Origin of the sequence: Polynucleobacter sp. UB-Piko-W3 (genome assembly GCF_018881635.1) — a bacterium.
Taxonomy (GTDB): Bacteria; Pseudomonadota; Gammaproteobacteria; order Burkholderiales; family Burkholderiaceae; genus Polynucleobacter.
The window spans coordinates 540578-553446 of sequence record NZ_JACVPY010000002.1; the positions used below are offsets into that span (position 1 = coordinate 540578).

12 protein-coding genes and 2 tRNA genes are annotated in these 12869 nt (G+C 46.4%); all 14 read left to right on the forward strand.

All coding sequences use genetic code 11. The features are described from left to right. Window positions 1-33: 33 nt before the first annotated feature. The 14 genes from ICN31_RS03055 to ICN31_RS03120 all read left to right on the forward strand — a co-directional run bounded on the left by ICN31_RS03055 (window position 34) and on the right by ICN31_RS03120 (window position 12836). Window positions 34-684: a CoA transferase subunit B gene (locus ICN31_RS03055; RefSeq protein ID WP_216258462.1), complete on the forward strand. Its 651-nt coding sequence runs from the start codon at window positions 34-36 to the stop codon at window positions 682-684. A gap of 79 nt (window positions 685-763) precedes the next feature. After that, a complete protein-coding gene (locus ICN31_RS10675; protein ID WP_216258464.1) occupies window positions 764-2587 on the forward strand; it encodes an alpha/beta fold hydrolase in 1824 nt (607 codons plus the stop codon). 13 nt (window positions 2588-2600) lie between these two features. Next, entirely contained in the window at window positions 2601-4613 is a 2013-nt protein-coding gene (locus tag ICN31_RS03065) for a bifunctional (p)ppGpp synthetase/guanosine-3',5'-bis(diphosphate) 3'-pyrophosphohydrolase (protein ID WP_216258466.1), read from the forward strand. A gap of 18 nt (window positions 4614-4631) precedes the next feature. Beyond that, window positions 4632-4708 (forward strand) — tRNA-Val (locus tag ICN31_RS03070). A gap of 111 nt (window positions 4709-4819) precedes the next feature. Continuing rightward, window positions 4820-6742, forward strand: a complete 1923-nt coding sequence (thrS, locus tag ICN31_RS03075; protein WP_216258468.1) for a threonine--tRNA ligase — start codon at window positions 4820-4822, stop codon at window positions 6740-6742. Window positions 6743-6795: 53 nt separating this feature from the next. Further along, window positions 6796-7320: a translation initiation factor IF-3 gene (gene infC / locus ICN31_RS03080; RefSeq protein WP_206075464.1), complete on the forward strand. Its 525-nt coding sequence runs from the start codon at window positions 6796-6798 to the stop codon at window positions 7318-7320. A 128-nt stretch (window positions 7321-7448) separates the two neighbouring features. Then, window positions 7449-7646 (forward strand): 50S ribosomal protein L35, encoded by a 198-nt coding sequence (gene rpmI, locus ICN31_RS03085; protein ID WP_011902674.1) that lies wholly within the window; start codon window positions 7449-7451, stop codon window positions 7644-7646. A 25-nt stretch (window positions 7647-7671) separates the two neighbouring features. Further along, window positions 7672-8037, forward strand: a complete 366-nt coding sequence (gene rplT / locus ICN31_RS03090; protein WP_028818624.1) for a 50S ribosomal protein L20 — start codon at window positions 7672-7674, stop codon at window positions 8035-8037. 26 nt (window positions 8038-8063) lie between these two features. Beyond that, window positions 8064-9110 carry a phenylalanine--tRNA ligase subunit alpha gene (pheS, locus tag ICN31_RS03095; protein WP_216258470.1) on the forward strand — a complete coding sequence of 349 codons (1047 nt, stop codon included), beginning with the start codon at window positions 8064-8066 and terminating at the stop codon, window positions 9108-9110. 17 nt (window positions 9111-9127) lie between these two features. Further along, on the forward strand, window positions 9128-11584 hold the full coding sequence (gene pheT / locus ICN31_RS03100; RefSeq protein WP_216258472.1) for a phenylalanine--tRNA ligase subunit beta: 2457 nt from the start codon (window positions 9128-9130) through the stop codon (window positions 11582-11584). 48 nt (window positions 11585-11632) lie between these two features. After that, window positions 11633-11956, forward strand: a complete 324-nt coding sequence (locus tag ICN31_RS03105; protein ID WP_216258475.1) for an integration host factor subunit alpha — start codon at window positions 11633-11635, stop codon at window positions 11954-11956. Continuing rightward, window positions 11934-12284: a MerR family transcriptional regulator gene (locus ICN31_RS03110; protein ID WP_216258478.1), complete on the forward strand. Its 351-nt coding sequence runs from the start codon at window positions 11934-11936 to the stop codon at window positions 12282-12284. The genes ICN31_RS03105 and ICN31_RS03110 overlap by 23 nt, the downstream gene beginning before the upstream one ends. Before the next feature lie 25 nt (window positions 12285-12309). Continuing rightward, window positions 12310-12386 (forward strand) — tRNA-Pro (locus tag ICN31_RS03115). Between the two features lie 30 nt (window positions 12387-12416). Next, complete coding sequence (locus ICN31_RS03120; protein WP_255530896.1) at window positions 12417-12836, forward strand: PaaI family thioesterase; 420 nt, start codon at window positions 12417-12419, stop codon at window positions 12834-12836. Window positions 12837-12869 lie beyond the last annotated feature (33 nt).

Consider the following 12869-nt stretch of genomic DNA (forward strand, 5'->3'; position numbering starts at 1 on the left):
AAAGAACACTTAAAAGAATTTAGAAAGATCAAAATGCCTTGGACTAGAGATGAGATGGCAGCACGTGCTGCCAAAGAGTTAAAAGACGGTTATTACGTAAACTTGGGTATCGGCATTCCTACCTTAGTTGCCAATCATGTGCCTGCTGGTATAGAAGTATGGCTGCAGTCTGAAAATGGTTTGCTGGGTATTGGACCGTTTCCAACGGAAGATCAGATTGATGCTGATTTGATCAATGCCGGAAAACAAACTATTACAACTTTGCCTGGCTCTTCCATTTTTTCATCAGCCGATGCTTTTGGAATGATTCGTGGTGGAAAAATCAATATTGCATTTTTAGGTGCGATGCAGGTAAGTGAGCAAGGTGATATCGCCAACTGGATGATTCCTGGCAAGATGGTTAAAGGCATGGGCGGTGCGATGGATTTGGTTGCAGGCGTAAAGCATGTAGTTGTCTTGATGGAACATGTTGCCAAAAAGAAAGATGGCTCAGAAGAACTCAAGATTTTGCCTAAATGCACCTTGCCATTAACTGGCGTGGGGGTCATTAGCCAAATCATTACTGACCTGTGTGTATTAGATATCACTCCAAAAGGTCTGAAATTGACTGAATTAGCCCCTGGTGTCACTAAAGAAGTGGTGATTTCTAAAACGGGTGCCCCTGTCGATACAGCGGGTTTCTAACAACTTCATTATTTAATGAAATAATGGGATCACCATGTCGGGATCCCATCATTCACCCTCAGTAAAACCAAAAGCTCAGATGAGTTCTGAACTTGATCCTTCTCTGCACGCCCATAAAAAGGGCGATGCACAGCATGCCCATAGCAAGCAAGTTTCAAACCAAAACCTACTGTTGATTGCCCTTGTGCTGACTCTTGGTTTTGCAGGAGTTGAGGGCGCCGCTGCTTATTTTGCTAATTCTTTAGCCTTGATCTCGGATGCCGGTCACATGGTGACTGATGCTGCTGCTCTAGGTTTAGCGCTCTTGGCGCAAATTATTTCTCGTCGCCCCCCTTCACCAAAACATTCTTTTGGTTTTGGTAGGGCGGAAGCGCTGGCTGCTTTTGTAAATAGTATTGCGATGTTAGCTTTAGTGGTGTGGATTGTGTTTGAGGCGATTAGTCGCTTTTATGATCCACATCAAGTGGATGGCTTTACAGTTACTGTGGTAGCTGGTATTGGCCTTCTCATGAATATTGTGGTTGCCTGGGTTCTATCGCGTGATAAGAAAAGCGTCAATACCCGCGCTGCTCTGGTTCATGTCATGGGTGACTTACTTGGATCGATTGCTGCTTTGATTGCCGGTATCGTGATTCAGTTGACGGGATGGATGCCAATTGATGCGATTCTATCTATCCTAGTTTCTCTTTTGATTCTCAAATCCACCATTGCTATTCTCCATGAGTCTTATCACTTCCTGATGGAGGGCGTTCCACTTCATATCGACTATTTGCAAGTAGGAAAAGATTTGAGAGGAGTGCCTGGCGTATTAGCTGTGCATGATCTACACGTTTGGGAGATGACCCCCAGTTTCCCAGCATTGATTGGCCATATTGAGATTGCTGAGATGCAAGAGTGGCCGCAAATTATGTCCCGCATCAACACTATGCTTTTAGATCAACATGGCATTGACCATGTGACCTTGCAGCCAGAGGTGTTTGGCACCATGGATGATCACACTCATGATGAGCATTTTCAGGATGATGCGCTCTCAGTGCCAGTCAATCACCAAGGCGATACTTTTTACGTGCAGTGTATGGATGGTGAGAGCACTCATCGTATGGCTTATCACGCTTGGGGCAATCCCAGAAATCCCAAAGTATTGCTATGCGTACATGGACTGACAAGGCGCGGAAGTGACTTTAAGACTCTCGCTGAAGCAATGTGTAAGGACTATTACGTGGTTTGCCCAGATGTCGTTGGCAGGGGAGATTCTGATCGCTTAAGTAATCCCATGCAATATGCTGTTCCGCAGTATGTTGCTGATATTGCTCAGCTTGTAAAAACGCTAGGCGTATCTCAAGTCGACTGGTTTGGAACTTCCATGGGCGGTTTGATTGGTATGGTTTATGCAGCGATGCCAAACTCCCCAATTCGTAAAATGTTGATTAATGATGTGGGGCCAAAAATTGAGGCTGAAGCTATCAAGCGTCTAGGCTCCTACGTAGGCCAACCCTTTTCATTTGCTAACCGTACCGATGCCTTAAATAGACTTAACACTATCTGTGCTAGCTTTGGTGAGCATACCCCCGATGAGTGGGAAACTTATAACGGCCCAATGTTGATTGAACGCAATGGCCTATGGATCATGCATTACGATCCCGATATTGCCGTGCCGTTTGCATCCGTAAATCCCATTATGGCCAAGGCAGGCGAGATGGCGATGTGGCATGCATTTAAGCAAATTCATATTCCGATGTTGATTGTGCGTGGCGCTCAATCAGACTTGCTCTCTGCAGCTACAGTTGAGCAGATGTGTAAAGTAAATCCGCATGCTCGCAGTATTGAGATTCCAAATGTGGGCCACGCACCTGCATTTGTAAAAAAAGAACAAGTTGCTCTAGCACAAGAATTCTTTAGCTAAGGCTTGGTTGCCAATGGCAAATGTTTCTAGCAAACCAATATATATTGATGCTTGGTACGATGAGCCAGCCGAAGCACATGCCGCTGGCGTCTTGCGAATTCTGCAAGCACTTGGCCTTGATGAGGCTACATTAACTGCTGCTAGTAATATTGCGCGCACCCATGGCAGAGAAGCGCTTATCAAGCTGATTGGCGAAGAGTCTGCAAAGCTATTAATTGGCTACCGAGGTTTGCGTCAGGCGCAAGCAAAATTGGTGCGTGATGATGGTGGCTTAAGTGTTGCAGGCCAAGAAGAAATGTTGCGTAAGATGCTTTTAGCTTTCGGCGACGATCTTCGGGTAGTCCTCATCTATTTGGCTTCTCGTCTGCAAACGCTGCGCTGGATTACTCATGAAGAAATAGCTATGCCTGCTCCTTGGGCTAAAGAGATTCTCAATATCGACGCCTCATTGGCCAATCGTCTGGGTATCTGGCAAATGAAGTGGGAGATGGAGGACTTGGCATTTAGAGCCATGTCACCCGATACCTATCGCAATATTGCGAAGATGCTCGATGCCAAAAGAATTGAGCGTCAATCATTTATTGATCGGATTGTTTTACAGCTTCAAGAAGAATTGAAGTTAGCGCATATCGATGGCGAAGTTCTTGGTCGACCAAAACATATCTATAGCATCTGGAAAAAGATGCAAGGCAAGTCACTGGACTTTGCTGATCTCTACGATGTGAGAGCATTTCGTGTCTTAGTTACGGATGTCAAGTCCTGCTACACAGTCTTAGGCATTGTGCACAACGTTTGGCAGCCAGTGCCGCGCGAGTTTGATGATTACATTGCGCGTCCCAAACCAAACGGCTACCAATCACTCCATACGGTAGTCATGAATGAAGATGGAACGGCCTTTGAGATTCAGGTTCGTACTCAAGACATGCACCAACAAGCAGAGTATGGTTTAGCAGCCCACTGGCGTTATAAAGAGGGGGCTTATATTGGCATGGCTACTCCACCCAATTCTGCCAAAGCAAGTAAACCTGGTGTTGTACACCAACAAGGTACCGATAGCGCAGAAGTCGCCTATGAAAGACAGATTGCTTGGGCAAGACAGTTGATTTCTTGGAAAGAGGATGCCTGGGAGCAACTTAAGCATCACGAGATTGATGATCACATCTACGTACTCACACCATTAGGAAAAGTTCTTTCTCTCGAAAAAGGGTCTACGCCAGTTGACTTTGCCTATGCCGTACATACGAGTCTAGGCCATCGTTGTAGAGGTGCGCGCGTTGATGGTGCAATGGTGCCTCTAGAGACCGCATTGCAAAATGGTCAGACGATTGAAATTGTTGCTGTCAAACACGGCGGCCCATCGCGGGATTGGATCAGTCCAGATAAGCATTATTTACGCTCCCATAGAGCGCGCTCAAGAGTGCGGGCTTGGTTTAATGCTCTTGATGATGAAGAGGCTGGTCTTACAGCCAAGCCCATAGAAGCTAAGGCCGAATTAATCCCAGAAGAAAAACTAGCTACGCCAGAAATTGTTTTGCGCAGTAGTACTCGTAAAACTGGACAAGGTAGCGATGTCTTAGTGGTGGGCGTAGATTCTTTACTCACGCAATTGGCTCGTTGCTGCAGGCCAGTCCCGCCGGATACGATTGCAGGGTTTGTAACGCAGGGCAGAGGCGTCTCCATTCATCGTCGCTCATGCAAAACCTTTAGAGGACTTTTGGAAAGAGCTCCTGAACGCGTGATTCAAACTGCTTGGACTACAACAGCCAAATCCACTAGAGAGCAAGATCAAAAGCGCGTGTTCCCAGCAGATTTGGTGGTGATTGGCTTAGATCGCCAAGATCTCATGCGCGAGCTGTTTGAGATCCTGACTCGCCAAGGGGTGCATGTCATTGATTTGCGTAAATCTGCTAAAAAAGGCCTAGCCCAGATCCTTTTAACGGTGGAAGTACAGGACTCTGAAGTACTACGCCTCATTCAAAATGCTCTGGAGGAAGTTAAAGGGGTCACCCAAGTGCGTCGCCGGTGATAAACTCTATGGCTGTATAGGCTCGTAGCTCAGCTGGTTAGAGCACCACCTTGACATGGTGGGGGTCGTTGGTTCGAGTCCAATCGAGCCTACCAACGAATAAGACCCGATGGGGAAACCCAAGGCGCGGATGCCCATAAGCTGCCGCGCTTTATTTTTAGGTCATAGTAGTAAAACGGAAGTTCAGTAAATAAGATGGAGTCATCATGCTAGTTGTTACTCTGCCCGATGGATCAAAACGAGAGTTTGAGGCCTCCGTTCGCGTAGCGGATGTTGCCCAAAGTATCGGAAGTGGTCTTGCAAAAGCAGCTTTAGGTGGCGTTGTTGATGGCAAGATGGTTGATACGAGTTTTGTGATTGACAAAGATAGTCAGCTCGCCATCATTACCGACAAGAGCCCTGAAGCGCTTGAGATTGTGCGCCACTCGACAGCGCATTTATTGGCATATGCTGTAAAAGAGTTATTCCCAGAAGCGCAAGTAACCATTGGTCCAGTGGTAGAGAACGGTTTTTATTACGACTTTGCCTATCACCGGCCCTTCACGCCGGATGACTTAGTTGCTCTTGAAAAGAAAATGACTGAGCTCGCTAAAAAAGATGAGCCAGTAACACGCACTGTCATTCCAAGAGATGAGGCAGTGAAATTTTTCAAAGATCAGGGTGAAAATTACAAGGCAGAACTCATTGCGAGCATTCCGCAGGGTGAAGATGTCTCGCTTTATGCTGAGGGCAAGTTCACTGATTTATGTCGCGGACCCCATGTACCTTCTACTGGAAAGTTAAAGGTATTTAAGCTTATGAAGCTTGCTGGTGCTTACTGGCGTGGTGATAGTAAGAATGAGATGTTGCAGCGTATCTACGGTACTGCTTGGTTGCGTAAAGAAGATCAAGATGCGTATTTGCATATGCTGGAAGAATCTGAAAAGCGTGATCACCGTCGCCTAGGTAAACAGCTTGATTTATTTCATTTCCAAGAAGAGGCTCCAGGCTTAATTTTTTGGCATCCCAAAGGCTGGTCAATTTGGCAGGAGGTTGAGCAATACATGCGTCGCGTGTATCAGCAAGAAGGTTATCAAGAGGTTAAAGCCCCCCAAATTTTGGATCGTGCACTTTGGGAAAAATCGGGCCACTGGGAAAACTATAAAGAAAATATGTTTACTACTGAGTCGGAGAATCGTGCTTATGCATTAAAGCCGATGAATTGTCCTGGCCATGTACAAATTTATAACTCTGGCTTGCATAGTTACCGTGAGCTGCCATTGCGCTTTGGTGAATTTGGCCAATGTCACCGTAATGAACCATCAGGTGCTTTGCATGGTTTGATGCGTGTGCGTGGCTTTACACAAGACGATGGTCATATTTTTTGTACTGAAGATCAAATTCAGTCTGAAGTAGCCAACTTTGATAAAGCGGTCCGCGCCGTGTACCAAGATTTTGGATTTACTGAAGTGGCCGTGAAGCTGGCTTTACGTCCTGCCAAGCGAGTTGGTGATGATGCCATCTGGGACAAAGCGGAAGAGGCCCTTCGTGGTGCTTTGAAGGCTTCTGGTCAAGAATGGGAAGAATTACCAGGCGAGGGTGCTTTTTATGGTCCAAAGATCGAATATCACCTCAAAGACTCGATTGGACGAACTTGGCAGTGCGGCACGATACAGGTGGATTTCTCGATGCCAGAGCGTTTGGGGGCTGAGTATGTGGCTGAAGACAATAGCCGTAAGACCCCAGTCATGCTTCACAGGGCAATTGTGGGTTCTTTAGAGCGTTTTATCGGTATTTTGATCGAAAACCATGCTGGAAATATGCCCGTTTGGCTTGCCCCAACGCAGGCTGTAGTCCTCAATATCTCCGGAAATTCTGCTGCATATGCACAACAAGTGCAGCAATCGCTGAAAAAACAAGGGTTTAGAGTCGAAGCAGATTTGCGGAATGAGAAAATTACGTATAAAATACGCGAGCACGCATTACAGAAGATCCCATTTTTGTTAGTTGTTGGGGATAAAGAATCTGAAAGTAATACGGTGGCCGTTCGTGCCCGTGGCGGAGTCGATTTAGGTGTAATGCCTCTTGATGCTTTCGTTGCCCGACTCCAGCAGGATATATCCCAGAAAGTCGGACCCGAGCCTAGCTAGGGCTCAGGTAGATTTCGTACGGTTTTTATTGTTTTTTTAAAGGAATTAAGAAGATCGCTACTGAAAAATTGCAGCGCATTAACCGGGAAATTACTGCTCCTGAAGTGCGTTTGATTGGAATTGATGGAGAGCCCATCGGTGTAGTTAAATTGAGTGAAGCCTTGGCTGCAGCAGAAGAGAAAGAAACCGATTTGGTGGAAATTGCTCCGACAGCTGAACCACCTGTAGTCCGGATCATGGACTTCGGCAAATTCAAGTACCAAGAAGCCAAGCGGATGCATGAAGCAAAGCTGAAGCAAAAAGTGATTCAGGTGAAGGAAGTGAAATTCCGTCCCGGCACTGATGATGGTGACTACGGTGTAAAGCTACGCAATCTAATCCGCTTTTTAGAAGATGGCGATAAGACAAAGATTACGCTGCGGTTTCGGGGTCGTGAAATGGCCCACCAAGAAATCGGAGTCAGAATGTTGGAACGTTTGAAGTTGGACCTTGTAGAGCATGGCCAAGTTGAACAGTTTCCAAAAATGGAAGGCCGCCAGATGGTGATGGTATTGGCCCCCATTCGCAAGGCTAAGTAATCAGGTTCTACCTGGTTCTTATGTAGGGAGGCACTAAAAAAGTGCTGGCAGTTAGAAGTGCTTCTGGGTACAGGAAGAGTAACCGTCGGTTACCACCTATGTTGCACAAGTGAATGAAGGGGTGCTTTATGCCCAAGATGAAGAGCAAGAGTAGCGCTAAGAAGCGCTTCACGGTTCGCGCAGGCGGAACGATCAAACGAGGTCAGGCTTTCAAACGCCACATCCTCACCAAGAAGACCACTAAGAACAAGCGTCATTTGCGTGGTTCCACAGAAGTTGCGAAAGCTGACGTCAAGTCAATTCGCTCCATGCTTCCTTACGCTTAACCTCAGACTAGATTAGGAGAATTCAATGCCAAGAGTCAAACGTGGGGTTACAGCAAGAGCCCGTCATAAGAAAATCACTGATGCCGCAACAGGTTACCGCGGTCGTCGTAAAAACGTATTTCGTATTGCTAAGCAAGCGGTTATGCGTGCTGGTCAATATGCCTATCGTGACCGTCGTAATAAGAAACGTGTATTCCGCGCTTTGTGGATTGCCCGTATCAACGCGGCAGTGCGTGAGCATGACATGACCTATAGCGTATTCATGAATGGTATGAAGAAGGCCTCAATCGATCTCGATCGCAAAGTGCTTTCTGATATGGCCATTGCTGACAAGCCGGCTTTTGCCGCTTTGGTTACTCGGATTAAATCCGTAGTAAACGCTGCAGCTTAATTCTTAGTTTTCTAAACTAAGCTGCAATGGTTTCTCTCGACCACATTGTCGAGGATGCTAAACGTGATTTCCTCGGGGCTGCTGATGCAGCAGCTCTTGAGGACGCGAAAGCCAAGTATCTCGGTAAATCAGGTGTTCTCACTGAGCGTTTAAAAGCGCTTGGTGGAATGTCGCCTGAAGAGCGCAAGAGTGCTGGCGCCCAAATTAATCAAATCAAAACTCAGGTAGAAGATGCATTGCAAGAGCGTCGCCAGTCTTTGGCTGATGCTGTGTTGACGCAACGTCTTGCTGCGGAGTCGATCGATGTTTCTATGCCAGGCCGTGGCCAAGCAGTAGGCAGTTTGCACCCAGTGATGCGTACCTGGGAGCGAGTTGAGGAGATCTTTAGCTCCATTGGTTTTGATGTTGCAGATGGCCCAGAAATTGAAACTGACTGGTTTAATTTCACCGCTTTGAATAGCCCAGAGAATCATCCGGCTCGTTCCATGCAGGATACTTTCTATATTGATGGCAAAGACTCTCATGAGAAGCCTTTGCTATTACGTACCCATACCAGTCCGATTCAGGTGCGCTATGCCAGTGAGCATGTCAAGAAATATGCCAATGCTGATGTGATGCCCCCAATCAAAGTGATTGCACCCGGTAGAACGTATCGCGTTGATAGTGATGCAACCCATTCGCCGATGTTTCATCAGGTTGAAGGTTTGTGGATTGCAGAGAGCGTTTCATTTGCCGATCTGAAGGGCGTATACACTGATTTCTTAAGAACTTTTTTTGAAACCAACGAATTACAAGTTCGTTTCCGCCCATCCTATTTCCCATTTACTGAGCCGTCTGCAGAAATTGATATGGCCTTTGGTAGTGGCAAGCTTGCCGGCCGTTGGTTAGAGATTTCTGGAGCAGGGCAGGTGCATCCCAACGTTCTGCGCAATATGGGCATTGATCCAGAGCGCTATACCGGCTTTGCCTTTGGATCTGGTTTAGAGCGTCTATCTATGTTGCGTTATGGCATAGATGACTTACGCCTCTTCTTTGAAAATGATTTACGTTTCTTAGCGCAGTTTCCTGCTTAAGAAAGTACAGATAAGTTATGCAATTTTCCGAATCTTGGCTCCGGCAGTATGTAAACCCATCACTCGATAGTGATGCTTTAGGCCATGCTATGACAATGGCGGGTTTAGAAGTTGAAGAGCAGCACTCTGTTGCCCCCGCATTTACTAAAGTTGTGGTTGCACAAATTCTCTCTGCTGAGCAGCATCCTGATGCTGACCGTTTGCGCGTGTGCAAAGTGGATGCTGGAACAGGTCAAGAGTTACAAATAGTTTGCGGTGCGCCTAATGCACGTGTTGGCATCAAGATTCCCTGTGCCTTAGTAGGCGCAGAATTGCCCCCAGCAGAAGCCGGTGGCAAGCCTTTCATGATTAAAGTAGGAAAACTCCGTGGAGTAGAAAGTCAGGGCATGTTGTGCTCTGGTCGTGAGCTTGGCTTGGATGATGGTCATGAGGGTATCCTAGAGTTGCCCTTAGACGCCCCTGTTGGTAAAGATATTCGTGAATATTTAGATCTCGATGATCAAATCTTTGTCATTAAGTTGACGCCGAATAAAGCAGACTGCTTATCTTTAATGGGTATGGCAAGAGAAGTTTCTGCCATTACTGGAGCCGCACTCTGTGCTCCCAAATGGACTCCACCAGCAGTATCAATCCAAGATAAACGTAAAGTCACAGTAGAGAATAAAGAGCTTTGTGGCCGCTTTGCAGGTCGAGTGATTCGTGGCGTTAATCCTAAAGCAACAACTCCTAACTGGATTGTGCAGCGCTTAGCGCGCGCCGGTCAAAGAAGTATTTCTGCATTAGTCGATCTTTCGAACTACGTCATGTTAGAAATGGGTCAGCCGACCCATGTGTTTGATATCGATAAGCTAGAAGATGATATTTCAGTTCGTTGGGCTAAGTCCGGCGAAACTCTTGAGCTCCTTAACGGCCAAACCGTGACATTACAGGGCCCAGATTCTGCTAGTAAGGTGCAAGAAGCTGGTGTAGTGGCAGATCAAAAAGGCCCAGTAGCACTTGCAGGTATTATGGGCGGCAATCATTGCGCTGTGAGTGATGACACTCAGAATATTTATGTTGAAGCAGCCTATTGGTTGCCTTCAGCTATTCAGGGACGTGCTCGTCGTTTTAATTTCAGCACCGATGCAGCACACCGTTTCGAGCGTGGTGTAGATCCACAAAATACCGTCAATTGTCTTGAGTACTTATCGGCCCTCATTCTAGAGGTCTGTGGAGGTCAAGCAGGTCCAGTAGATGACCAGGTTCTAAACGTGCCCGAGCGCAAAAAAGTGAAGTTACGTTTAGCGCGCGCTGAAAAAGTCATTGGCATTCCGCTAACTGAGCAGATTGTTGCTGACGTCTTTAAGCGCCTTGGCTTTGAATTTAAGCATGAGGGTGATGCATTCGTTGTAACTCCTCCTAGCTATCGCTTTGATATTGAGATCGAAGAAGATTTAATCGAAGAAGTTGCCCGGATGTACGGCTTTGAGAATATTCCAGATCAGCCACCGATAGCTTCTTTGAAGATGAGTGCAAAACCGGAATCTAAGCGTGGCATTCATGTATTGCGTCAGCGTTTTGCTTTGCAAGGCTATCAAGAAGCTGTTAACTTTGGCTTTACTGATCTTGAAAGCGAACAGCGCCTTACTGCCACTGCCGAGAAAGAGGCCATTGCAGTCTTGAACCCGATTGCAAGTCAATACTGCGTGATGCGAAGCACTCTTTGGGGTGGCTTACTTATTAATCTGAAGGCCAATTTGAATCGTGGTGCAGGGCGTGTTCGTCTTTTTGAGACTGGTCGTGTATTTAAGCGTGATCCTAGTGTTAAAGAAGCTCCAGGCAAGGTAGCCGGCTTTAGTCAAATACAAAAAGTAGGGGGCTTGGCTTACGGCTCTTTTGTAGCAGAGCAGTGGGCAAGCGCTAATCGTGCGGTAGATTTCTTTGATGTGAAGGGTGACCTTGAGAGAGTTCTAGATCCCCTGCATTTTGTGACTGAGGCTGCACGGCATCCCGCTTTACACCCAGGTCGCTCTGCACAAATTTTCCTCAAAACACATTCTGGAAAAATTTCAGTTGGTTGGGTAGGTGAATTACACCCAGGTTTGCAACAAGTATATGAGCTGCCACAAGCACCCGTTTTGTTTGAATTAGATCTCGACCCAATCAGAGAGCTCGGTTTACCGCAGCCCGGGGAACTGAGTAAGTTTCCTGCGGTGCAACGTGACTTAGCTCTAGTGGTTAAAGAAGATGTTTCCGCACAATCTTTACTTGATGCAATGATGGCTAGTAAGCAGAATTTTGTTCGTGCCATTGAACTCTTTGATGAGTTCAGGCCGAAGGCAGGATCAAGCAGTATGGCTGATGATGAAAAGAGTTTGGCTTTCCGCGTGATCCTGTTAAACCCTAATGAAACATTACAAGACCCCCAAATTGATGCAGTTATGGCCTCTTTACTGAGTGCCGTAGAAAAAAAATGCGCAGCCCGTCTGCGCTAGGTTTAATATTAGGCAAATAGCAAAAAAACGTTACAAAAGAGACTAGCAATGAGTGACTTAAACATCAATGACACCGTTACCAAGAATGAGCTTTCAGAAGCGCTCTTTGATCAAGTAGGACTCAATAAGCGTGAAGCTAAAGATATGATCGATGCTTTTTTTGATCGCATTGGCCACTCGCTTGAGTCCGGTGTTGAAGTAAAGATTTCTGGTTTTGGTAATTTCCAGTTGCGCAACAAATCGGCTCGTCCTGGCCGAAATCCAAAAACAGGTCAAATGATTCCGATAGCAGCAAGACGTGTAGTGACATTTCATGCAAGTCAAAAGCTTAAAGATGTAGTGGAGTCACATGCTCGAGAAAACCGAGTTTGATGCTAGCTCGGCTCTGCCGAGCTCTCAACTTCCCCCGATACCTTCTAAACGCTATTTCACGATTGGTGAAGTAGCAGAATTATGTGGCGTACGTTCACACGTATTGCGTTACTGGGAGCAGGAGTTTTCACAACTTAGCCCCCAAAAACGCCGCGGTAATCGTCGCTACTATCAGCACCATGAAGTGGTGTTGATTCGTAAAATCAGAGCGCTTCTTTATGAAGAGGGCTTTACCATCAGCGGCGCTAGAAACCGCCTTGATGAAGTGCGCGGCGAGCTCCGTCTGCGCGATGAATTGCAAGCGGTTCTGCAAATTCTGTCTAAATAGTTACTGATACAATTTTGTCTCTTGTCGGGGCGTAGCGCAGCCTGGTAGCGTACATGCATGGGGTGCATGTGGTCGGAGGTTCAAATCCTCTCGCCCCGACCATCAATTTTTAATGTTTTAATGGATCACAATATGAGTCCAACAACCCCGAATTCCGACAATCAAGAACGAACCAGTTTCTTTGGTTTGGATATTCCTTTTTTGCATCATCTTGGGGTTGTCCCAGAATATGCACGGGATGGTAAGTCCCGCGTTAGTCTTGAGTTAAAGCCAGAATTTACCAATAGCTTTCAGGTTGCCCAGGGCGGTGTAATTATGACTTTGCTCGATTTTGCAATGGCCTCTGCAACAAGAAGTGCCCATAATCATCCTTTGGGCGTGATCACGATTGATATGACTACGAGCTTTTTGCGTCCAAGTATCGGCAAAATTGTGGTTGAGGGGAATGTTCTCAAGGCTGGAAAGACTATTAATTACTGTGAAGCAGTCGTTTTAAATGATGCCGGAGAGATTACTGCTAAAGCGAGCGGTACATTTACTCTGAGAAAATAGTAATGACCATGAATTCACCATAATAAATTATAT